Genomic DNA, 22757 nt, shown 5'->3' with positions numbered 1-22757 from the left:
TGCAATATTATATTGCAGCCTATCCTTTTTAGTTCTTATCTATTCTTTTTAGAGGATTTTTGAAAGTTTTATCGAATATAGAATTATAGACCTTTTTCGTCTATGGTTGTATAGTCGATAAAATAGGGATACAAAGCAGGGGAGGTGTTCTGGTGAGTCGATATTTTGAAAATGAATTAATTGAACAAATTAAAGATGCTAATGATATCGTATCCGTTGTATCAGAACATGTTGCTTTAAAGAAAAAAGGAAAAAATTATTGGGGATGTTGTCCATTTCATAATGAAAAGACGCCGTCATTTAGTGTAGCTCCAGATAAGGGGTTTTATTATTGTTTTGGCTGTCATGCATCGGGTAATGCTATTAAATTTTTGATGGAATTAGAGGGGATTACCTTTGTAGAGGCCTTAGAACGCCTTGCAAATCGCGCGAATATACCATTACCAGAGGCAAAGCTTTCACCAGAGGTACGGGCTAGAGAAGAGCGGCGAAAGAAACTATATGAAGCGTGCGACTTAGCAGCGAATTTCTTTCATAATTGTTTGCTCAAAACATCGTTTGGCAAGGTGGGATTAGAGTACCTTAAAAAACGGGGACTTACGGATGAAACGATAGAAAAGTTTAAGCTTGGATTTGCCCCTGATGGATGGGATAAGTTATACAAAGCCTTTAGAGAACGAGGCATCGAGGAATCGATTTTGATTGAGCTCAATTTGATTCGTAAGAATGAAAAGGGTCAAGCTTATGATTTCTTCCGGAACCGAGTTATGTTTCCCATTATGGATGGTAAAGGCCGTGTAGTGGGATTTGGTGGCCGCGTCATGGATGATAGCACGCCTAAGTATTTGAACTCTCCAGAATGCCAAATCTTTGAGAAAGGGAAAATTCTATTTGCCTTTGATAAAGCCTATAAATCGATACGTGAGCACAAACAAGCCATCTTAGTTGAAGGCTATATGGACGTTATTTCAGCTCATAATAAGGGCATCACCAATGTGGTGGCTTCATTAGGAACTGCATATACAAAGGATCATGGTCATATCTTGATGCGCCAAGCAGATGAAATTATATTAGCTTATGATATGGATGGTGCCGGTCGTCAAGCTGCTGCTCGAGCCATTGAATTATTACAGAATACAGATTTTAAGGTTCGCGTATTAGCTATGCCAGATGGTAAGGACCCAGACGATTATGTGCGAAATCATGGAGGACAGGCGTTTAGAGAACTCGTAGAAAAAGCGGTTAAACCTCTAGACTATTTATTGAGTGAATCGCTTATAAAACATGACACCAATGAAGCGGAAGGTAAGCAGGCGGTTATGCAGGATATATTCCCATTCATTGCGAATATCCATAGCCAAACCGTGCGAGATGATGCATTAAAGGCACTAGCATTGCCGTTGTGGTTAGATAATAGCACTATATTTCGTTATTTTAGAAACTACACACAAAAGGGAAATATTGAATTAGTGAATGAAGGGGCCACAAAGCCCAAGGATATTGTCAGTGGTGATGAAGAGTTATTAATGGCATTAGCCATTACAAATCCACAGGCTTTACAAGAGGTTGTACAGTATTTACCCTTAGAGGACTTTCAAAATATTCAATATCGCGGTATAATAGAAAAGATATACACCTTATTTACTCAAACTGGTCAATATCAGCCGGAATCTGTGGAGGTCGTGCTAACGCCTCAAGAATATGAAATTTTTTCACGGCTTATGATGATTGAAGTAAATGAAGCGGTGCCTGTACTTATCCGTAAAATACGGCTTCATTCCCTACGGGAACAATATAAAATGCACTCAATTTTGGCCGATCAATTAAAACGTGCAGGAGATTCGACATTTATTAGCGAATTACATAAGTGTCAGGAAATACAAAATCTAATTAGAGAATGGTCTAAATAGTGATTGATAAAGGAGAGCGCTGTGGCTAAGAAAGAACAAAAAAGTCAAATAGAGGAGATTGTTGCACAACTTCTTGAAAAAGGCCGTAAAAGCGGTGTGTTGACACAATCGGAAATTTCAGATGCTCTTCATGAGCAAACTGATTTAACAGCAGAACAATTGGATGATATTTATGTTACTTTTAACAAATTAAACATTGAAGTTGTTCCAGATGTTGATGACGAAGATAAAGACGATGCCCTCGAACCTGAACCTGATGATGAAGATGTTGAAGGCGCATCAGAAAAACATATATCCATAGATTTAAGTGTGGATGCTAGCGTTAATATCGACGACCCAGTTCGCATGTATTTGAAAGAAATTGGTCGTGTTCCATTGTTATCCGCCGATGAAGAAATTGTTTTAGCAAAACAAATTGAAGCTGGGGCAGCAGAGGATGCTACATATAAAGAAATACAGCTTAGCAAGAAGGCTAAGAAGAAATTGGTAGATGCTAACTTGCGCCTAGTTGTAAGTATTGCTAAACGTTATGTTGGTAGAGGCATGTTATTCTTGGACTTGATTCAAGAAGGTAATTTAGGCCTTATCAAAGCGGTAGATAAATTCGATTACACAAAAGGCTATAAATTCTCCACCTATGCAACATGGTGGATTCGTCAAGCGATTACACGGGCCATTGCTGACCAAGCAAGAACAATACGTATTCCAGTTCATATGGTTGAAACAATCAATAAATTGATTCGTATTTCTCGACAATTATTGCAAGATAAAGGTAGAGAACCTACGCCGGAAGAAATTGCAGAAGGCATGGGCATTACTGCAGAACGTGTTCGTGAAATTCAAAAAATTGCACAAGAGCCTGTATCCTTGGAAACACCAATCGGTGAAGAAGAAGACTCCCACTTGGGTGATTTTATCGAAGACCAAGATGCGGTGGCACCAGATGATGCGGCTAGCTACATCTTGTTGCAAGAACAAATCGAAGACGTATTTACATGCTTAACTGATCGTGAGCAACAAGTATTGATTTTACGTTTTGGTTTGAAAGATGGTAAACCACGTACACTTGAAGAAGTAGGTCAACACTTTAATGTAACACGTGAACGTATTCGTCAAATCGAAGGTAAAGCGTTAACGAAATTACGCAATCGTGGAAAACGCGATAAAATTAAAGATTTCTTATAAAGTCAAAATACAGTTCCTCTCAACATTACTCGTATGTCATCTGTTTATGAGACAATTGAGTTCTTTGAGAGGACTGTATTTTTTGTATTATCATAGCATGTTATAATAAAAAGATAGATTACAGATATACAAAAGGAGTTTTTATGTATACCGTTAGCAAACGTTTAGAGGTGAGTGCATCTCACAAACTAACATTAGATTATCCAAGTAAATGTCAAAACCTACATGGCCATAATTGGATTATTACTGTACATGCACGCAGTGAAGAATTGGATCACAATGGTATGGTTATTGACTTTACAATTATTAAAGAGCAGATTCATGGTCGCTTGGATCATAAATATATTAATGATGTGTTAGGGGATATTAACCCAACTGCGGAAAATATGGCAAAATGGATTGCCGACGAATTAGGTCCAAAATGCTTTAAGGTAGAGGTTCAAGAGTCAGAAGGAAATGTTGCTATCTATGAACGTGATTGAAATATTCGCATCCATTGATGGTGAAGGGAAGGGCCAAGGTTGTTTGACTACCTTTTTACGCCTTCATGATTGTAACATTCGCTGTTCTTATTGCGATACTTTGTATAGTTATGGTCCTCAAAGTACTTTTGAAAGTATGAGTATTCAGGCTGTAGCGGATATTATCGAACAACTAGGTAATCATCGCATTACTATTACTGGCGGAGAACCTCTTTTACAGGAACAGGCTGTTATAGAACTAATTGATGAATTGACGAAACGCAATCCTCAATATGATTTCAATATTGAAACAAATGGTACTATCGTACCAAGTTTTCAAAGAGATAATGTATGGTTTACCTATGACTATAAAATGCCATCATCATTGGCAGAAGATTCTATGAATCTAGACATTTTCAAGATAGCAACAGCTGAGGATATCATTAAATTTGTAGTTGGTTCTGTTCAAGATTTAGACCGTATGGATGAAGTTCTTAAAACATATCCTACGAATGGTCAAATCTTCGTGTCCCCTGTGTGGGGAAATATTGAAGGGGCTATGATTGTTGATTATATGAAAGCCCATAATTGGCAGAACGTTAAATTTCAGCTGCAAATCCATAAATTTATTTGGGACCCTGGTGCGAAAGGAGTATAACATGGACACAAATCGAATAGAATCTCTAGTGTATCAACTACTAGAAGCATTAGGGGAAAATCCAAACCGTGAGGGCCTCGTGGAAACACCAAAACGGGTAGCTCAAATGATGGAAGAAATGTTCGAAGGCATTCAGTATACCAACGCGGACATTGCTGATATGTTTGGTAAAACCTTTGAGGTGGATACAAACCAAATGGTTGTGGTAAAGGACATTACATGCTTTTCGCACTGTGAACACCATATGGCTTTAATGTACGATATGAATATCAGTATAGGCTATATTCCTAGAGGTCGCGTTATCGGTCTCTCTAAAATGCCACGTATTGCAGAAATGTGCTGTAAACGATTACAATTGCAAGAAAAAATCGGCGAAGACATTGCGGAGGTCATCTCCATCGCTACCGGCACTGACGACGTCATCGTCCACATCACCAGCTCCCATAGCTGCGTCAGCGCTCGTGGCGTAAAATCCACTAATAGCAAAACAACCACCCTCGCCACAAAAGGCATATTCGAACAAGACGATATGATCAACCGATTCCTAACACTAAAAAACGCATAAGATAAATTATCCTGCCTGAGCCCGGAGCACCGTAGATACTGAAAATTTTTTGCTCACATAGATTTTGAAGTGTAACGGAAAGGTACCGTCCACAAACGATTTTTCCTGTTTAATCCGGGATTCCCGTAGATGCTGAAAATTCTTAGGTACTCAGTTGTCGTATAGTAACAAAAAGAAGGGGTGTCCAAACGACTTTGCTAAGTCGAGGCCCTAGGCCGAAGACTGTTAAGGCGGTGGAGGCTTGGGCAACCCTTCTTTTTGTGGCCACGTAGATAACTTGACGTACCTAAAAATTTTCAGTATAATTTTATACGCAAGCTTGGGCCTATAGCTCAGGGGTAGAGCAACCGGCTCATAACCGGTCGGTCCCTGGTTCGATCCCAGGTGGGCCCACCAAACTTGTATAAAACGAACCTAAAACCTGTCCGTTAGGGGCAGGTTTTTTGTTATAATACAGATATATAGAATAAAAATTTGATTACTCTTTATTGTTAATCTAGTGATATAGTAGATAGGTCTATGGACCTGTTATAAACGAGGCAATTATGAAAGCAAGACCTATGATGAATCGCTTAGAGGCGGTATTTGATATCGTTCCAAAGGCAGACGCTATTGCTGATATTGGAACGGATCATGGTTATTTAGCGGTAGAGCTAATCACGCGGGGTAAAGCAAAGCGTGTTATAGCTGGCGATGTGAATAAGGGACCTCTTGAATCAGCAAAATCATACATTCAATCTCGAGGTTTAAGTGATGTAATCGACTGTCGCCTTGGAGATGGATTACAGATGACGAAACAGGGAGAGCTAAATGGTGCCATTTGTTGTGGCATGGGTGGTTTCTTGATGCGAGATATCATTAAAGCAGGACCGGAACCTCTAGAGTTTTATGTATTGCAACCACAAAATGGTCAAGCAGAATTGCGCCAATACATGGTGGAAAAAGGATACCGTATTGTCAAAGAAATTATCATGAAAGATATGGGGAAAATGTACACCGCATTTTTAGCAATTCGTCATGATATGAATAGTCACAATCCTAGTCACAATGGTGCTGATGTTACTATTTCAAGTGATAATCCCTATATAGATTTACCCACTACTTCCATTCTTTGGTCTGTAGGGGCTTTATTAGCTCAAGAAAAACCTGCGTTATGGAATGAATACGTAGATTATTTAATTTATCAACGTCAATGCGCCTTAGACGGCATGACAGAGGCACTTTCACATACGGAAAAATATAAAGAATTACAAGGTGAAATCGATGAATTAGCGAGATTACGCTGATTTTTAGAGACGTTAGGAGTGATACTATGGTTACAGCAAAACAAATTATTGAATCAATGGAACGATGGGCTCCACCTCATTATGCTGAATCTTGGGATAATGTAGGTCTTATGGTTGGGTCGAAACAACGTGAGGTTTCTAAGATTATAACTAGCCTTGATATTACACCTGAAGTGGTTGATTATGCTATTTCAGAGCAAGCGCAAATGATTATTAGCCATCATCCCTTTATTTTTAAGGGCATTAAATCCCTAAATCTAGATAGCCCCCAAGGCCATGTGATTGAGAAACTTATAAAAAACGATATTGTTGTATATAGTGCTCATACGAACCTCGATATTGCTGAGGGGGGGCTCAATGATATGTTGGCGAGCCGGTTAGGGTTAGTTAATGTGAAAGGATTTGTTCCTACAGGGGCTGATACGCTATATAAAATCACCACCTTTGTACCTGTTGATGCGGCTGATGCGGTGCGCGACGCAATGGCTAAGGCTGGGGCTGGTCGCATTGGCAATTACGAGGCTTGTAGCTTTAGTTTTACCGGCGAAGGTCGATTCAGAGGTAATGATGAATCCCATCCTGTAGTAGGCGAAGCGGGTTCATTAACGGTAGTGCCTGAGGTAGCTATCAATGTTATTGTGGACAGTCATCATAAACAAGCTGTTATTGAGGCTATGAAAGCAGCGCATCCTTATGAAGAGGTGGCTTATGAGGTATTTGCTATGCATGAGCCGAATATGGGTCGCACCTTGGGGCGAGTTGGTGAATTGCCTGAATCTATGGATTTTGAAAGCTTCCGCGAGCATATACAAGAGTCTTTGCCTCATGCTAATGTAAGATTTGGGGGCATAAAAAAAGAGACCGTTAAAACTGTGGCACTTTGCTCCGGTGGTGGTGCAGAGTTTATTAAGAATGCAATCAAGGCTGATGCATATGTCACCGGTGATTTGAAATATCACGATGCTCAATTAGCAAAAGAATTAGGTGTACTCGTTGTTGATGCAGGCCATTTTGGTACGGAAGAAATCGTAGCGGATGGAATTCGTGATTATTTAATGAATCAATCAGCAGAAAGTAACTGGGGCATTACTATACAGTCCTTTGAAAATCAATGTGATTTTTTCTTTGATTAGAGACTTTCATAATCCTAACAGAAAAATTCGATATTCTTGCATAGTGCATAGAGCTATGATAAACTGAATTGAAGCAAGTATGAAAGACGGTTGCGAGTCCATTGGATTCGAGGAAAGTCCGAGCTCCATAGGGCAGGATGCCAGATAACGTCTGGCGAGGGTGACCTTAGGGAAAGTGCCATAGAAAAGGAAACCGCCATGTAAGTGGTAAGGGTGGAAAGGTGAGGTAAGAGCTCACCAGCAGTCTGGTAACAGGCTGGCTCGGTAAACCCCATCCGGAGCAAGACCGAATAGGGAAGGGTTAACGGTGGTCCCGCCTACCTTCCGGGTTGTGTCGCTCGAGCGTGCAGGCGACTGTACGCCTAGAAAGATAATCGTCACCGCGCAAGCGGAACAGAACTCGGCTTAATGATTGCTTGCTTCTTACATGATATTTATATTGAACTATAAAAAGGAGGCCTTTCGATGGCTATCACTGCTATTACTAGTGTAGAACAGTTTGATGAATTAGTATTAGGTTCTAAAGAGCTCGTTATTGTAGATTTCTGGGCTGGTTGGTGTGAACCTTGCATAGTTATGCGTCCGGAAGTAGAAGCTGTAGCAGAAAAATTGGACGGCCGTATTAAATTCTTCACAGTAGATGCAGAAGATAAAGCTTTGCGGCCTATCTTGTTAAAAGAAGATGTAGAAGGTATTCCTTCCATGGTATTTTTTAAAGATGGCAAATTATTGGATCGCATTGCAGGCTATAAAAAAGCAAATGTATTAGAAGCTTTGATTAATGAAGTGATAAAATAATTTATACATGAATAACACCTGGCTAGGTAATTATAATAATTACTTAGCTGGGCATTTTTTTTGATAAACATATAGAGAACTGAGTATTATGTCATAGTTTTATAATTATTAAAATGTTATAATAAATTAATTAAGAGATGATATTTCTCGATAGTAATAGTTAAGTAGGTAATATAGAAATATTGCTTCAAAGTTGTTGTGAGGAGGCTGTATTCCATGAAAAATCGTGTGAACAGTTTATGGACTCTCTTTCAAGAGAGACGTCTCAGTCGACGTACATTTATGAAGTCTTGCGTGGCACTGACTGCTATTTTAGGTTTGCCACCTACCATGCTTAATACGGTGGTAAAAGCTGCGGAAACGACAGAATTACCTACAGTGATTTGGCTTCATGGTCATGAATGTACAGGTTGTAGTGAATCCTTTATTCGTTCTTCTTCACCGTTTACATCCGATGTAATTTTAAATATGATTTCTTTGGAATATGATGATACATTGGCTGCAGCATCTGGGGAACCATTAGAGGAACACCTCAAAAAAATCATTGCTGAGAAAAATGGCAAATATATCCTTGCTGTTGAAGGTGGCGTTCCGTTAGATGAAAACGGTGTGTACTGTACAGTAGGGGGCCGTACATTTAAGGAGTCCTTATTAGAAGCTGCTAAAGGTGCAGCGGCCATTATCGAGTATGGCTCCTGTGCATCTTGGGGTGGTATTCAAGCAGCAAAACCAAATCCAACAAACACGGTATCCGTATCCTCTGTTGTATCTGGTAAACCTATTATCAAGGTTCCTGGCTGTCCTCCAATTCCAGAGGTTATGACTGGTGTAGTTATGCACTATGCATTGTTCGGTCAAATTCCGCCTCTAGATTCTCAAGGTCGTCCTAAACAATTCTATGGCAATCGTATTCACGATACTTGCTATCGTCGTGCCTTCTTTGACTCCGGTCTTTTCGTTGAAAAATTTGACGATGATGCATCTAAATCAGGTTGGTGCCTGTACAAAGTAGGTTGTCGTGGACCTCAAACATATAATTCTTGTGGTAATTTGCGTTGGTGGAATGGTTTATCCTACCCAATCCAATCCGGCCACGGCTGTATTGGTTGCTCTGAAAAAGGTTTTTGGGATAATGACGTATTCTACAAACGATTACCTGATATTCCATTGGCAAACACCATTACTACGGCTGATACAATCGGCACAGTAGCAGCTGTTGGCGCTACTGCGGCGGTTATCGTCCATGGTGCTGCAACCCTTGTTCGCAATAAATACATTGATATTCAAGAGGAAAAACGCTTGAAAGAACAAGGTTTGTGGGATGAGAAGAAACATAATAATTGAGGAGGTCGCTAATGAAACGCGTAGTAGTAGATCCGATTTCCCGTATTGAAGGTCATTTACGGGTAGAAATAAAAGTTGATGAAGCAAGTGGTAAAGTAGAGGACGCATTATCCTCTGGTACTGCTTGGCGTGGTATTGAACTCGTTGCAAAGGACCGCGACCCTCGCGACCTTTGGGCTTTTGTACAACGTATTTGTGGCGTATGTACTACAACACATGCACTAGCGTCTTTGCGTGCTGTAGAAGATGCGTTGGGTATTACTATACCTAGAAATGCAAACTACATTCGTAATATCATGCACAGCTGCTTAGATGTACATGACCATATCGTACATTTCTATCACTTGCATGCGCTTGACTGGGTGAGCCCTGTAGCTGCTCTCAGTGCTGATCCAGCAAAAACAGCTCAATTACAAAATGATGTATTGGCAACCTACAATGTAAGTGGTTTAGCACCTGCTGAAACAGCATCCAAGGATTCTGCATATCCTAAAGAATTCCCTAAGGCTACCACTGCATACTTTACAGCGGTACAACAAAAGGTTAAGAAAATCGTTGAGTCCGGCCAATTGGGGATTTTCTCCGCCCAATGGTGGGATCACCCTGATTATAATTTGTTGCCACCAGAGGTTCATTTAATGGCTGTATCCCATTACTTGAATATTCTTGACCGTCAACGTGACATCGTAATTCCTCACGTTGTATTCGGTGGTAAAAACCCTCATCCACATTACATCATTGGAGGCATGCCATGTTCCATTTCTATGAATGACATGAATGCACCTATTAATACACAACGTCTTGCTGCAGTAGAGCAATCTATTGCGTTGGCTAAAGATTTAGTAGACAACTTCTATGTACCAGACTTATTAGCAATTGGTAAGATGTACGTTGAAAAAGGCATGATCGATGGTGGTGGCCTTGCGAAAAAACGCGTTATGTCTTATGGTGACTATCCTGATGAGTCTTATACAGGCATTTCTGATGGCGATTACCACAAAAAATGTATCGTTCGCTCTAATGGTGTTGTAGAGAACTTTGCCCTTGGCGTAGATAAGGCAACATTTATTCCGTTAGAAGGTAAGGATTTCATGGATCCACAATACCTTAGCGAAGAGGTTGATCATTCCTGGTTTACGTATCCAAATGGTACAAGCACACTTCATCCCATTGATGGTGTGACTGAACCTAAATTCACAGGCCCTAAATCTGGTACAAAAGAAAAATGGGAATTCCTTGATGAAGATAAAAAATACTCTTGGATTAAATCCCCGACTTTCAAAGGTAAAACTGCAGAGGTCGGCCCATTAGCAAAATACATTGTAGTCTATACAAAGGTAAAACAGGGTATCATTAAAGACCCAACTTGGGCAGAAGCGATGATTGTTCGCCAAATCGATACAGTATCTCAAGTATTGGGTGTACCAGCTCATGTGTGGATGACAACAATGGTTGGTCGTACAGCATGTCGTGGTCTTGATGCACAAGTGGCAGCAAATATTAGCCAATATTTCTATAATAAACTTGTTACCAATATTAAAAATGGTGATACTGCCGTTGCGGATATGACTAAATTTGAACCTAACACATGGTCTAAAGATGCAAAAGGTGTTGGTCTTGTAGATGCACCTCGCGGTGGTTTGGGTCACTGGATTCACATCAAAGATGGTCGTTCTGCAAACTATCAATGTATCGTACCATCCACGTGGAATGCATGTCCTAAGACAGCTGCCAATGAACATGGCGCATACGAAGATTCCATGATTGATACACACGTTAAAATTGCGGATAAACCACTTGAAATCTTGAAGGTAATTCACTCCTTCGACCCATGTCTCGCATGTGCAACCCATTTATACAATAAAAAAGGCGAAAAGATTGTTTCCGTCAATACCGATGCATTGTGTAAATAAAGGGTGGTGGGCTTATGTTAATACATACTGACAAAAAAGCGTATGTCGTATTTAGTTTATGGCTGCGTATATTCCACTGGACTATGGTGCTTAGCGTAACTGCATTGTTCTGGACTGGTCTATATATCGGTGACCCAGGCTTTGCGGCGATTACAGGTAATCCTGAACCAACCTTTGCAATAGATGGTTGGTTCTCTATGGAGACTATGCGCCGTATTCACTTCACTGCTGGAGCTATTTTAACATTCTCCTTTATCTTCCGTGTGGCGGGCGGTTTCTATAATCGCGGCGATAGATTATTACCTAAATTCCGTCAAAAACGATATTGGTACGGTCTTCGAGAAACTACATTGCACTATTTGATGATTCCTCAAAAACATGAACATCACTGGCTTCGTAACTCCTTGGCGAGAACGGCGTATTTGATGGTGTATATCATGTTCTTCTTTGAAATCATCACCGGTATTACAATGTATTCCATGATTAATCCAAATGGTATTTTAGGTTCTATATTTGCACCATTGGTTACAATGTTCGGTGGTGAATATAAGGTTCATTTAATCCATCACTATATTGCATGGGGATTCTTGTTCTTTACTATTGTTCACGTATACATGGCATTCCGAGAAGACGTTATGGAAGAATCTGGCGAAGTATCTGCTATGGTTTCTGGCATGAAGTATTATGCTCATGATCCAATTGATTTAGAGGACCTCAATGGTAAACGCCGGCGTGGTGAACGTATCGAAAAACCATCTGGCACAACATATCGTCCAAGCAATCCTGACGATCCAAGAGAAAGAGAATTACAAGAAGATGATTGATACAAGTACTGAAAACATCAGTGGCTTGAAAGAATACGCGGGCTCTGAGAGCCCGCGTATTGATTTACAAGCCATTTATGATGATTATGATAACTCCATAGTGGTTCTAGGGGTAGGAAATATCTTACTTACCGATGAGGGCCTTGGCGTTCATGTCGTAGAAGATTTAAAAGCTAATTATACTTTCACGCCTCAAGTCACCTTGATTGATGGTGGCACGATGGGCATGGAACTGCTGACCTATATGAGGGGCATGAAAAAAATTCTATTAATCGATGCTATCAATGGTGGAAAAAATCCTGGGACTGTATATGAATTTCCACATCGGGAATTGGAACAATATTTTACGGACCATATTTCCGTTCACGAAGTAGGTATGCAGGATATATTGCGTATTCGTGCCATTCAGGAAAATCCTTTAGAGGATGCTATCGTCATTGGCGTAGAGCCAGAATCCTTAGAAATTGGATTTGCACCAAGTGCAGCTGTGCAACAGGCCTTACCAGAGGTGAAGGCTCGTGTGCTTTCTGTGCTTCGCGGCTGGGGCATACAAATAGAACCTAAATAAGATCTGATAGATAAACGTATTTATAGATTAAATAAGTTAAAAGATACTAACAAGAGAGGAGGGATGGCATGATAGAGAATTATAATAATGTGCGTGCTATATTGAATGAATTACGTCAAGCATTAAAGCAATTACGTGAAACAGGTGAAACCTATTCCATATATATTGAGAAAACCGGTCTTACTGAAGAAGAGCAGGTAGAGGTACTAGAAACATTAGGTCGTGGACATATTACGATTAACTTTAATGAAACAGACCAACCAGTAGAGTGGTACGAGTCGCAGTTTTCTGGAATTTGGATTGGTACCTACAAAAATGGCCGTGATGACTCAATTCTTCACACTGTAGAAGTATCTCGGTACCCTGAGGTTGTAGGAGCATATGATGAGGATATCATAACTGCGGAAGAGGATCTTACTACATGGATTGATGCGGCAGGGCTATAAAATCAGGGTTTAACACCTATTTATATAGTGTGTATAAAACTGTATAAATATAACTTTTTAATAAATAAGTGTATTACTAATAAGTTGTTATAATAATAAATAAAAATGAAGAGAATAAACCTCGAAATTTAATAAAACCGCTTATTTACTGGATTTATGGGGTTCATCTTCGCTATTGTTAACCTTTTAGATTTGCCTATATTGACTATTTGACTGTAAAATATAAAGGTAATCGACGGAGGATATATGTTAATTTCAATTGTTGTGCCTGTATATAATGAAGAAGAAAATATAGCTATTTTTTACAATGCCGTAACAAAGGTTATGTCAGGCCTATCATATGAATATGAACTTATCTATGTTGATGATGGATCTACAGATTCATCGGTCGTTATTTTGCGAGAAATTGCAAAATTAGATGCTCGTGTTAAAGTCGTTTTATTAGCGCGAAACTTTGGACATCAAACTGCATTGACTTGTGGTCTTGATTACGCCAAAGGGGATGCAGTAATTACGATGGACGGTGATATGCAACATCCACCAGCATTAATTCCAGAACTCATACGGTTGTGGGAGAATGGGTATGATGTAGTGCGCACCATTCGAGACTCTACAGAGGATGCCAGCTGGGCAAAATCCTTTACTTCTAAATATTATTATAAGCTGATGAATAAAATGGCAGATGTTCCCATCGTAGAAGGGGGATCTGATTTCCGTTTAATGAATCGTAAGTCGCTAGAAACATTGAAACATTTCCGTGAACATGGACGTTTCTTGCGTGGTATCGTGGGGGCCCTTGGTTATCGCCAAGCAGAACTTCACTTTGTAGCGCCACCTCGCTTTGCAGGTGTTTCGAAATTTAGTGTACGTAAAATGATTCGCTTTGCTCTTGATGGGGTTACAGCGTTTTCTCGCGTACCATTGCGTGCGGCTTTGTACGTAGGTGTATTATGTGGTGGCTTGAGTTTTCTCTTGATTCTACATTTACTCTATGTGTACTTAACGGGGCAAGCATTAAATGGGTGGACCACCTTGGGCGTGTCCATATTGTTTATCGGCGGAATCCAATTAGTAGGACTTGGTATCATTGGTGAATACGTAGGACGCGTATTCGAAGAGGTAAAACAACGTCCTTTATATTGGGTGAAAGCTGCTATAAATTTTGATGGTGAAAATCCAGAAATAGCTTATGAACCATCAAAAGCTGATGTATTTATAGCCAATCAAGTACCTGGCCCTGAAGAAAATAAAGACTAGCTGTATTTGTTGGATATGCAAATAATGAGACGGTTAGTATATTTTGAATAAATAAACTCACTTTAAAGTATAGGAAGGCAGAATATGAAGTCAAAATATAGTAAGAGTAAAATTGCGGCATTAACATTAACGTTTGTGTGCGCTACCACTGCGATGGCAAGTGCCACAACATTACAATATGGTGATAAAGGTAAAAACGTAATTGCTGTACAACAACAATTAATTAAACACGGCTACAATGCAACCGATAAAAATGGTGTGTATGGTAAGGAAACAAAATGGGCTGTACGCCTGTTCCAACAAGATCGTGGTTTACCTGTAGATGGTATTATTGGACCAGCAACGTACAATGCGTTGATGGGTGCTCCTCGTACAACTAAGGCAGTATTGTCTAATAATGCAGCTACAAAAGCAGTAGCAACAAAATCTGCTTTCACAAATCAAAATGCACAATCTAAACGTCTTGCAGGCCAAAACGTTAAATTGAATAACTTGAAAAAGGTGCAAACACCAAGCAACATTCACGCTATTTTAGCGGAAGCTGACAAATATCGTGGCGTTCCTTATGTGTTTGGCGGTACTACACCTAGCGGTTTCGACTGCTCCGGTTATGTTAAATACGTATTCGCGAAACAAGGCATTGCTTTGCCACGTCTAGCGGATGAGCAATACAATGTAGGTACATCTGTATCTCGTGCAAACCTTAAGGCTGGCGACCTTGTATTCTTTGAAACATATGAACCAGGTCCATCTCATTCCGGCATTTACATCGGCAATGGTCAATTTATCAGTGCTACATCCAGTCGTGGCGTAGCAGTTGCTGATCTTGACACAGGCTATTGGGGTGAACGTTATATCGGCGCTAAACGCGTTATGTAATATCCTGGTATTCCCACAATGGAATCCATTGGCGAACTATATAAGCCATAAGAGGGGTTATACGAATCAATTAAGTTTTGTTGATTTGTATAACCTCTTTTCTGTATGTTATATTGCTAATTATCTATATGTATCTCTATATCTATCTTAACTATAATCGTAAAGAATATTCATGGCTAATGATAGTCAATTATATAAGGATAAATAGAGGTTGTAATAGATTTTCTCTGTATTTTACGTTATAATTAAGAGTAAATTATTTTAGGAGGAATATACACATGAAAGGTAATGAACTGCGTCAAGCATACTTGCAGTTTTTTGAAAGCAAAGGACATTTAAAATTAGAAAGTTTTTCTCTTATCCCAGAAAACGATCCGTCTCTATTATTGATTGGGGCAGGTATGGCGCCATTAAAGCCTTTCTTTACAGGTAAATTGGTACCTCCTTGTCGTCGTATTACAACAAGTCAAAAAAGTATGCGTACTGGTGATCTTGAAAATGTAGGTCGCACAGCACGTCACCATACATTCTTTGAAATGCTTGGTAACTTCTCCTTTGGTGATTACTTTAAAAAAGAAGCGATTCACTGGGCATGGGAGTTCTTAACAGAGGTTATTAAGCTCGACAAAAACAGATTATATGTTACGGTATATCCAGATGATCAAGAGGCATATGATACATGGCATAACGATTGTGGCGTAGAAGAAAGCCACATTTCCCGCTTAGAAGACAACTTCTGGGAAATCGGTGAAGGTCCATGTGGTCCAGATAGTGAAATTTTCTTCGACCAAGGCCCTGAACATGGCTGTGATGATTCTAACTGTGCACCAGGCTGCGATTGCGATCGATATCTTGAAATCTGGAATCTTGTGTTCACGCAATTCAATAAAATGCCAGATGGCACATATGAGCCATTGCAACATAAAAACATCGATACAGGTGCTGGTCTTGAACGATTGGCTTCTGTATTGCAAGGCTGCAAAACAAACTTTGAAACAGATTTGATTTATCCAATCATCGAAGCTACCGCAAAACGTGCTGGTGTTACATATAACGAAAACCCAAATACAGACGTATCTTTGAAGGTTATCGCTGACCATGCTCGTGCTGTAACAGCATTGATTTCCGATGGTGTATTACCATCCAACGAAGGTCGTGGCTACGTATTGCGCCGTATCTTGCGTCGTGCCGTGCGTCATGGTCGTTTGCTTGGCATTGACGGTATCTTCTTAACACCGCTTGTTGATGTAGTTGTAGAAATCCTTGGCCCTGGCATTAAATCCATTGCAGAAAAACAAGATTTTGTAAAACGTGTAGTTCAAAACGAAGAAGAACGTTTCAACCAAACATTGGAACAAGGTCTTGAGTTGTTGAACTCCTTAATCGATACATTAGATGCTGAAAAAGCGACTGTAGTTCCTGGTTCTGAAGTATTCAAATTATATGATACATATGGATTCCCTTGGGAATTGACAGAGGAAATCGCCGGTGAACGTGGTTTCACAATCGACCATGAAGGCTTTGAAGCTGCCATGAAAGAACAACGTGAACGCGCTCGTGAAGCACGTGTAAAAGAAGATGCAAAGGTAGCAACACCAGATATTACATTCTTAAAAGATGAAGAACTTCTTGAAGATGAAGCTATTAAAGCATCCTCTGTATTGATGATTGGTAAAGGTTCTGAACGCTTACAAACAGCTGCTGATGGCGATGAAATTACTGTAATTGTTCGCACTACTCCATTCCATGCAGAAGGGGGCGGTCAATTAGGCGATACGGGCTTTATCGTTGGTCCAATGGGCAAGGTAGAGGTTCATAATACAAAACGTTTACCAGAAGGTACTGTATACCACATCGGTACTGTTATAGAGGGTTCTATCTCAGAAGGTGATGATGTAGAACTAGAGGTGGATACAAACCGTCGTTCTGCGATGGCTCGTAACCATACAGCAACACATTTATTGCATGCTGCACTCAAACAAATTCTAGGTGACCATGTAAACCAAGCTGGTTCCTTAGTAACTCCAGATTACTTGCGTTTTGACTTCACTCATTTCTCCCCTGTAACACAAGAGGAACTTGATCAAATCGAAGCTCTTGTAAATGAAGAAATCCTTAAAGCAACTGACCTTGCGATTGCTGAAATGTCTATGGACGAAGCAAAAGCAAAAGGTGCTATGGCACTCTTTGGCGATAAATATGGTGATGTAGTTCGCGTAGTAGAGGTTCCAGGTTTCTCCGTTGAATTGTGCGGTGGTTCTCACGTAGGTAATACAGCATTCGTTGGTTCCTTCCGCTTAACATCTGAAGCTGGCATCGGTTCTGGCGTACGCCGTATCGAAGCTATCACTGGCCGTGCAGCTCTAGATGCAGCTAAACAAGATCGCTTGACTATCGAACGCATGGCAGGGGAACTTAAAACGAAAGCGCCTCAAGTAGAAGAACGTTTACACCAAGTATTAGTAGAGGCTAAAGAAACAGCTAAAGAATTAGACCAAATCCGCAAAGAGGTTTCTGCTGCAGGTGCTGCTGATATCGTGGCTGGTAAGGTTATGATTGGTGATGTGGCATTTGTTGCTGCTTCTGTGAAAGCGTCTTCTATCGATGAATTGCGTGACTTTGCAGATATGGGCCTCGATAAATTAGACGGTTCTGGCGTAGTCCTAGTAGGTGCTGCTATGGGCGATGACAAGGTAAACTTTGTATGTAAAGTTTCCAAAGATGTTGTCGGTAAAGGCGTAAAAGCAGGTAATATCGTCAAAGCGGCAGCTCAAGTAGCTGGTGGTAATGGCGGCGGCCGTCCAGATATGGCACAAGCAGGTGGTAAAGAACCAGCTAAATTGATGGATGCTTTAAAAGCAGCTGGTGATGCTGTTAAGGAAGCTCTTAACGCATAAATAATGGGGTATAATAGCTGTATATGCTATAATAGATACACGAATATACATATGAGGTTCACTATAGTGACCCATTCATACAAAGGAGGGATACCCATGAACGTTTCAGATGAAACTATGTTATTCCGTAAAGTAGACGATGAACCGATGACGGCCGAAGAGGTGTTGACTCGCGTTTATAAATCTATTCAAGAAAAAGGATATAATCCAATTAATCAAATCTTAGGCTATTTAATCTCTGGGGATCCAGCGTACATTACAAGCTATAATAATGCGCGTAGTGATATTCGCCGTTTAGAGCGGGATGATTTAATCGAAGAATTATTAAAAGAATACGCAAAGGCTAAACAACTATAATGAGAATTATGGCATTAGATGTGGGCAGTCGCACCATTGGTATCGCATGTAGCGACGCATTATTGATGACTGCACAAGGCATTGAAACGATTCGCCGTACATCCTTAGAAAATGATTTTAAGCGACTAAGCGAATTGATTTCAGAATACGAAGTGCATGAACTTGTTGTAGGCATGCCTAAAAACATGAATGGCACAAAAGGTGAACGAGCTGAAAAGACCGAGGAATTCGTTGGAAAAATGAAAGAGGTCATCGATTTACCGATTACCTTTTGGGATGAACGTTTATCTACCGTAATGGCAGAACGCCAGCTCATCGCAGCGGATGTGAGCCGTAAAAAACGGAAGGACGTTATCGACAAGATGGCAGCTGTCGTTATTTTACAAGGCTATTTGGACCGATTACAATTTAGTAAATCCTAATTGTAACGAACACAAAAAGTCCTTGTGTATAAACTATAAAGGAGGGAATTCCCATGGTTGATCAAAATTATGAAGGCGAAATTTTCTATCTTGAATTTGAAGATGAAGATGGTAACAAACAATATTTCACTGAAGATGTTATCTTAAATCACGAAGGTCAAGAATACGCTGTACTCGTTCATGTACAAGATGAAGAACATGAAGGTCAAGATGATACATATATGATTTTGGCTCGCATCGAAACAAATGATGAAGGCGTAGAAGAATACGTTCCTTTAGATGAAGATGATGAAAACTTCGAAGCATTAGTAAACCTATACGAATCAATGGGTGAAGAAGAATAATACTAGGGCCCTGATATAGCAAATGTTATATCAGGGCTTTTTTATGTAAAAGAATAGATACATCGAAAGGCTTTAATATGGTATAATAAGATGATTTACAATAGTTTGTAATAGAAAGGAACTCATCCATGAGAAAAGCCTTAAAATATGTTTCCGTAGGTATTCTTAGCCTTGCCATTTTAGGTGGAGGTGCCTTAGGTGCAACTTATTTCGTACCTAACACATTTTCTAATGATGGTGGCTCGCAAGTCCTAGTGATAGGCAAGAATGCAACAGGAACAGAAATTGCCGATATGCTCTATGAACATGGGCTTATTCGTTCTACACAGGTCTTTAAATTATGGTTAGCTCTTAGCGGGACAGGTTCAAAATTGCAATCTGGTCATTATCAGATTCCAAATAAGGTATCTGTCCATGAATTAATAAACTTATTACAAGAAGGCCATGTAGAGTCTATTAAATTGACAATTCCAGAAGGCTATACAGTAGGGGATATTGCTATCGCTCTAGAAAAAGCCCAAATTATGAAGGCTTCTGAATTCTTAGCAGAGGCAAAAACCTTTACTCCTTACCCTTATATGAAAGGCACTAAACCGACAACATATCCTGTAGAAGGATTCTTATTCCCAAGCACTTATGAGATTCCTGTAGGTGCTACGGCGAAAGATGTCATTATGATGATGGCTGATGAAATGAATCGCTATTTAACGCCAGCTGTAAAAAAGCAAATTCAAGCGCAACACATGAGTATTCATGACTTTGTAACCTTGGCATCTATCGTTGAACGTGAATCTTTATTTGATGCAGATCGCCCAACTATTGCAGGGGTCTTTAAAAAGCGTTTAGCCCACGGCATTCCATTACAGTCTGATGCAACAATCTCTTATGTACTTGGTTATGCAAAAGAAAATGTATCGATTGGCGATACGCAATTACAAAGTCCTTATAATACATATGTAAGTAAAGGTTTACCGCCAGGACCTATTGCAAATCCTGGTAAAAAATCCTTAGATGCGGTATTGTACTCTGAAAATACGGAGTATCTATACTTTGTAGCTGACAAGGAAGGGCATAATCACTTCTCCAAGACTTATGCTGAACATCTAGCAGCTATTGAAAAAATCTATGGTGGGGATCAAGCTACTACATCATCCTCTGATCAAGGACAAGCTCCTGTATTGGCACAGGCTGGGCCTAACTATGACGTGGCGGCTACGTCTGAGCCAGACTATAACTATAGCCCTGTAGAGGCCGTAGAGGCGGATGCTCAATATGTTGATGTAGAACCAACAAATACATATAAACCATCTACAGTACCGTCAACAACACAAGTAACACCTACGCCAGCTGCCGTTCCTACACCAGAACAACAACCGGCGACAACATCTACAGATAGTCAAATACCACCTAGTATGCAACAGGTAGTACCTCAACAATCTGTACCTGTTCAATCTGCGCCAGCAGTAGAGGAACCTCGTATTGTGAGACCTAGTACAACCCCTAGCACACAAACGTTACCAAGTACAGGTAATACACAGGGCGGTGTTGATAGATAGTGTATCTATATCATTACATTAATTCTTATGTCATATACGTGCAGCCTTTTGCGTGTATATGATTACTTTCACAGTTATATATATACTAGGAATTTATAATATATTTTATGGAATTAAATGAAATACTAAATGAGCAGCGTATTTACGCGATGATTAATAATGTGCCCATCCTTCGGGAATCTGAAGTGCATTTATTTGAAGAATTGATTGGATTATACAGGCCCACCTCTGTGTTGGAGGTGGGCACCGCCATTGGTTACTCAACATTACTGATGGCACCCCTTATTGAGCAAGGCGGACGGATTACGTCTATCGAACTTGATGAGGTACGTTACGAAATGGCGAAATATTATATCGGTCAATCTGATTATAAGGATCAAATCACATTGATTAAGGGGGATGCGAAGGACGTATTAACTAAGATTAAAGGGGAATACGATCTCGTGTTTTTAGATGGTCCTAAGGGGCAATACCTAAGTCAACTAGAGGTGATTTTACCTCATGTGAAAGAAGGGGGCGTCATCCTCGCAGATAATGTTCTGTTTAGAGGTTATGTACGAGGCGATAAAGAGGCTCCACATCGCTTTAAAACGATTGTTAAACGATTACAAGCATATTTGGCATATGTAGAAAATAAAGAATTATTTAACACCACCATTTACCCTATGGGGGATGGTATGAGTGTGAGTGTGTGGAAAGGACACAACAAATAATGGCAGATCATTTTATAGAATTACTTTGTCCGGCAGGTAATATGGACAAGCTAAAAATGGCTATTCGCTATGGTGCGGATGCCGTTTATTGTGCAGGTAAACGATTTGGCTTGCGCGCTGGTAACTCCAATTTTTCCGACGAAGAATTGAAGGAGGCCGTTCAATTTGTGCATGAACATGGTAAAAAAATCCATGTTACATGTAATATCATCCCTCATAATGAAGATTTTGAGGGCCTTGAGGATTATTTGAAGTTTCTTGAAAGTATTGGTGTAGATGCGATTATTGTAGCTGACATGGGGATTTTTAGCTTGGCTAAACGAGTGGCTCCAGGTCTTGAGCTTCATGTAAGTACACAAGCATCTACTACGAACTGGCATACGGTACAAATGTGGAAGGAGCTTGGTGCGGCTCGCGTTGTAGCGGCTCGTGAAGTATCTGTAGCAGACCTTAAAGAGATGAAGAAGAATGTAGACATTGAAATCGAATCCTTTGTCCATGGATCTATGTGTATTTCTTACTCTGGTCGTTGCCTTTTGTCTAACTATATGACAGGTACACGCGATGCTAACCGCGGTCAATGTTCTCAATCTTGCCGCTGGAAATATAGCATTGTAGAATCCAATCGTCCTGGTGAATACTATCCAATCGAGGAAGATGAACATGGTACATACATCTTTAACTCCAAAGATTTGTGCCTCATCCATCGCATTCCTGAATTATATGAAGCAGGCATCGATAGTCTTAAGGTAGAGGGCCGCATGAAATCTGTTCACTATTGTGCAACGGTGGCTAAGGTATACCGCACGGCTATCGATACATACTTGAAAGAGCGTGAAAATTGGTACGTTCGTCCTGAATGGATTGCTGAGTTAGAAAAAATTTCTCATCGTCCTTACACAGATGGTTTTGCTGATGGCCGTCCTGATGAAAGTGCTCAAAACTACGGCAAATCTACGAATACCCAAACACATGACTTCATTGGTTTAGTTCTTGGTTATAACGACGAAGAAAAATATGTTGACCTTGAACAACGTAATAACTTTAAGGTTGGTGATAAGGTAGAATTCTGCCAACCTAAGGGTGACCTTATAGAAGCGGTTATTGAAAAAATGACAGACGAAGATGGTAATCCTATCGACGTAGCACCTCATGCACAAATGAAGGTTCGCTTGTACATGGATACAAAATTAGAACCGTATTCCATGATGCGCCGCGAGTGCAAGGTGAAAGAAGACTAA

The 22757-nt window shown here is 40.1% G+C and carries 22 protein-coding genes, 1 tRNA gene and 1 other RNA gene; all 24 read left to right on the top strand.

The window, feature by feature from the left end:
• Positions 1 to 152: 152 nt before the first annotated feature.
• The 24 genes from dnaG (at position 153) to VEI_RS06135 (ending at position 22757) form a co-directional block, all read left to right on the top strand.
• Positions 153 to 1910 (top strand): DNA primase, encoded by a 1758-nt coding sequence (dnaG, locus tag VEI_RS06250; protein WP_059363367.1) that lies wholly within the window; start codon positions 153 to 155, stop codon positions 1908 to 1910.
• A gap of 21 nt (positions 1911 to 1931) precedes the next feature.
• A complete protein-coding gene (gene rpoD / locus VEI_RS06245) occupies positions 1932 to 3095 on the top strand; it encodes an RNA polymerase sigma factor RpoD (RefSeq protein WP_059363365.1) in 1164 nt (387 codons plus the stop codon).
• Positions 3096 to 3238: 143 nt separating this feature from the next.
• Positions 3239 to 3577, top strand: coding sequence for a 6-carboxytetrahydropterin synthase QueD (queD, locus tag VEI_RS06240; protein ID WP_059363363.1), 339 nt, complete (start codon positions 3239 to 3241; stop codon positions 3575 to 3577).
• On the top strand, positions 3552 to 4214 hold the full coding sequence (locus VEI_RS06235) for a radical SAM protein (RefSeq protein WP_059363362.1): 663 nt from the start codon (positions 3552 to 3554) through the stop codon (positions 4212 to 4214). The genes queD and VEI_RS06235 overlap by 26 nt, the downstream gene beginning before the upstream one ends.
• 1 nt (position 4215) lies before the next feature.
• Positions 4216 to 4779 carry a GTP cyclohydrolase I FolE gene (folE, locus tag VEI_RS06230; RefSeq protein WP_059363360.1) on the top strand — a complete coding sequence of 188 codons (564 nt, stop codon included), beginning with the start codon at positions 4216 to 4218 and terminating at the stop codon, positions 4777 to 4779.
• A 321-nt stretch (positions 4780 to 5100) separates the two neighbouring features.
• A tRNA-Ile gene (locus VEI_RS06225) sits at positions 5101 to 5175 on the top strand.
• A gap of 149 nt (positions 5176 to 5324) precedes the next feature.
• Positions 5325 to 6065 carry a tRNA (adenine(22)-N(1))-methyltransferase gene (locus tag VEI_RS06220; protein ID WP_059363358.1) on the top strand — a complete coding sequence of 247 codons (741 nt, stop codon included), beginning with the start codon at positions 5325 to 5327 and terminating at the stop codon, positions 6063 to 6065.
• 26 nt (positions 6066 to 6091) lie between these two features.
• Positions 6092 to 7198 carry a Nif3-like dinuclear metal center hexameric protein gene (locus VEI_RS06215; RefSeq protein WP_059363357.1) on the top strand — a complete coding sequence of 369 codons (1107 nt, stop codon included), beginning with the start codon at positions 6092 to 6094 and terminating at the stop codon, positions 7196 to 7198.
• A gap of 70 nt (positions 7199 to 7268) precedes the next feature.
• An RNA gene (gene rnpB, locus VEI_RS06210) (RNase P RNA component class A) lies at positions 7269 to 7625 on the top strand.
• A gap of 38 nt (positions 7626 to 7663) precedes the next feature.
• The gene (locus VEI_RS06205; protein WP_059363355.1) at positions 7664 to 7996 is read left to right on the top strand and encodes a thioredoxin family protein; all 333 of its coding nucleotides are present in this window, start codon (positions 7664 to 7666) and stop codon (positions 7994 to 7996) included.
• Positions 7997 to 8212: 216 nt separating this feature from the next.
• Positions 8213 to 9340 carry a hydrogenase small subunit gene (locus VEI_RS06200; RefSeq protein ID WP_059363353.1) on the top strand — a complete coding sequence of 376 codons (1128 nt, stop codon included), beginning with the start codon at positions 8213 to 8215 and terminating at the stop codon, positions 9338 to 9340.
• 11 nt (positions 9341 to 9351) lie between these two features.
• Complete coding sequence (locus VEI_RS06195; RefSeq protein ID WP_059363351.1) at positions 9352 to 11253, top strand: nickel-dependent hydrogenase large subunit; 1902 nt, start codon at positions 9352 to 9354, stop codon at positions 11251 to 11253.
• Between the two features lie 14 nt (positions 11254 to 11267).
• Positions 11268 to 12077, top strand: a complete 810-nt coding sequence (gene cybH, locus VEI_RS06190) for a Ni/Fe-hydrogenase, b-type cytochrome subunit (RefSeq protein ID WP_059363349.1) — start codon at positions 11268 to 11270, stop codon at positions 12075 to 12077.
• Positions 12070 to 12645 (top strand): HyaD/HybD family hydrogenase maturation endopeptidase, encoded by a 576-nt coding sequence (locus tag VEI_RS06185; protein WP_059363343.1) that lies wholly within the window; start codon positions 12070 to 12072, stop codon positions 12643 to 12645. The genes cybH and VEI_RS06185 overlap by 8 nt, the downstream gene beginning before the upstream one ends.
• A gap of 68 nt (positions 12646 to 12713) precedes the next feature.
• Positions 12714 to 13091, top strand: a complete 378-nt coding sequence (locus VEI_RS06180) for a hydrogenase expression/formation C-terminal domain-containing protein (RefSeq protein WP_059363338.1) — start codon at positions 12714 to 12716, stop codon at positions 13089 to 13091.
• A gap of 246 nt (positions 13092 to 13337) precedes the next feature.
• The gene (locus VEI_RS06175) at positions 13338 to 14348 is read left to right on the top strand and encodes a glycosyltransferase family 2 protein (RefSeq protein WP_059363332.1); all 1011 of its coding nucleotides are present in this window, start codon (positions 13338 to 13340) and stop codon (positions 14346 to 14348) included.
• Between the two features lie 84 nt (positions 14349 to 14432).
• Complete coding sequence (locus VEI_RS06170; protein WP_059363327.1) at positions 14433 to 15227, top strand: C40 family peptidase; 795 nt, start codon at positions 14433 to 14435, stop codon at positions 15225 to 15227.
• 278 nt (positions 15228 to 15505) lie between these two features.
• The gene (gene alaS / locus VEI_RS06165; RefSeq protein WP_059363321.1) at positions 15506 to 18124 is read left to right on the top strand and encodes an alanine--tRNA ligase; all 2619 of its coding nucleotides are present in this window, start codon (positions 15506 to 15508) and stop codon (positions 18122 to 18124) included.
• A 96-nt stretch (positions 18125 to 18220) separates the two neighbouring features.
• A complete protein-coding gene (locus VEI_RS06160) occupies positions 18221 to 18481 on the top strand; it encodes an IreB family regulatory phosphoprotein (RefSeq protein ID WP_059363319.1) in 261 nt (86 codons plus the stop codon).
• A complete protein-coding gene (ruvX, locus tag VEI_RS06155) occupies positions 18481 to 18903 on the top strand; it encodes a Holliday junction resolvase RuvX (RefSeq protein ID WP_059363317.1) in 423 nt (140 codons plus the stop codon). Before VEI_RS06160 ends, ruvX begins: the two co-directional genes overlap by 1 nt.
• A 53-nt stretch (positions 18904 to 18956) precedes the next feature.
• Positions 18957 to 19247: a DUF1292 domain-containing protein gene (locus tag VEI_RS06150; protein WP_059363315.1), complete on the top strand. Its 291-nt coding sequence runs from the start codon at positions 18957 to 18959 to the stop codon at positions 19245 to 19247.
• 128 nt (positions 19248 to 19375) lie between these two features.
• On the top strand, positions 19376 to 20803 hold the full coding sequence (mltG, locus tag VEI_RS06145) for an endolytic transglycosylase MltG (RefSeq protein ID WP_059363313.1): 1428 nt from the start codon (positions 19376 to 19378) through the stop codon (positions 20801 to 20803).
• 107 nt (positions 20804 to 20910) lie between these two features.
• Positions 20911 to 21516 (top strand): O-methyltransferase, encoded by a 606-nt coding sequence (locus VEI_RS06140; RefSeq protein ID WP_059363312.1) that lies wholly within the window; start codon positions 20911 to 20913, stop codon positions 21514 to 21516.
• A complete protein-coding gene (locus VEI_RS06135) occupies positions 21516 to 22757 on the top strand; it encodes a peptidase U32 family protein (RefSeq protein WP_059363310.1) in 1242 nt (413 codons plus the stop codon). Before VEI_RS06140 ends, VEI_RS06135 begins: the two co-directional genes overlap by 1 nt.

Source organism: Veillonella tobetsuensis, from assembly GCF_001078375.1.
Lineage (GTDB): Bacteria > Bacillota > Negativicutes > Veillonellales > Veillonellaceae > Veillonella > Veillonella tobetsuensis.
This window is presented reverse-complemented; position numbering and strand designations above follow the sequence as displayed.

Bases quoted from the DNA above. Each gene is read 5' to 3' on its own strand.
- queD (WP_059363363.1), top strand. From the start codon at position 3,239: ATGTATACCGTTAGCAAACGTTTAGAGGTGAGTGCATCTCACAAACTA.
- VEI_RS06235 (WP_059363362.1), top strand. From the start codon at position 3,552: ATGTTGCTATCTATGAACGTGATTGAAATATTCGCATCCATTGATGGT.
- folE (WP_059363360.1), top strand. From the start codon at position 4,216: ATGGACACAAATCGAATAGAATCTCTAGTGTATCAACTACTAGAAGCA.
- VEI_RS06220 (WP_059363358.1), top strand. From the start codon at position 5,325: ATGAAAGCAAGACCTATGATGAATCGCTTAGAGGCGGTATTTGATATC.
- VEI_RS06215 (WP_059363357.1), top strand. From the start codon at position 6,092: ATGGTTACAGCAAAACAAATTATTGAATCAATGGAACGATGGGCTCCA.
- VEI_RS06205 (WP_059363355.1), top strand. From the start codon at position 7,664: ATGGCTATCACTGCTATTACTAGTGTAGAACAGTTTGATGAATTAGTA.
- VEI_RS06200 (WP_059363353.1), top strand. From the start codon at position 8,213: ATGAAAAATCGTGTGAACAGTTTATGGACTCTCTTTCAAGAGAGACGT.
- VEI_RS06195 (WP_059363351.1), top strand. From the start codon at position 9,352: ATGAAACGCGTAGTAGTAGATCCGATTTCCCGTATTGAAGGTCATTTA.
- cybH (WP_059363349.1), top strand. From the start codon at position 11,268: ATGTTAATACATACTGACAAAAAAGCGTATGTCGTATTTAGTTTATGG.
- VEI_RS06185 (WP_059363343.1), top strand. From the start codon at position 12,070: ATGATTGATACAAGTACTGAAAACATCAGTGGCTTGAAAGAATACGCG.
- VEI_RS06180 (WP_059363338.1), top strand. From the start codon at position 12,714: ATGATAGAGAATTATAATAATGTGCGTGCTATATTGAATGAATTACGT.
- VEI_RS06175 (WP_059363332.1), top strand. From the start codon at position 13,338: ATGTTAATTTCAATTGTTGTGCCTGTATATAATGAAGAAGAAAATATA.
- VEI_RS06170 (WP_059363327.1), top strand. From the start codon at position 14,433: ATGAAGTCAAAATATAGTAAGAGTAAAATTGCGGCATTAACATTAACG.
- alaS (WP_059363321.1), top strand. From the start codon at position 15,506: ATGAAAGGTAATGAACTGCGTCAAGCATACTTGCAGTTTTTTGAAAGC.
- VEI_RS06160 (WP_059363319.1), top strand. From the start codon at position 18,221: ATGAACGTTTCAGATGAAACTATGTTATTCCGTAAAGTAGACGATGAA.
- ruvX (WP_059363317.1), top strand. From the start codon at position 18,481: ATGAGAATTATGGCATTAGATGTGGGCAGTCGCACCATTGGTATCGCA.
- VEI_RS06150 (WP_059363315.1), top strand. From the start codon at position 18,957: ATGGTTGATCAAAATTATGAAGGCGAAATTTTCTATCTTGAATTTGAA.
- mltG (WP_059363313.1), top strand. From the start codon at position 19,376: ATGAGAAAAGCCTTAAAATATGTTTCCGTAGGTATTCTTAGCCTTGCC.
- VEI_RS06140 (WP_059363312.1), top strand. From the start codon at position 20,911: ATGGAATTAAATGAAATACTAAATGAGCAGCGTATTTACGCGATGATT.
- VEI_RS06135 (WP_059363310.1), top strand. From the start codon at position 21,516: ATGGCAGATCATTTTATAGAATTACTTTGTCCGGCAGGTAATATGGAC.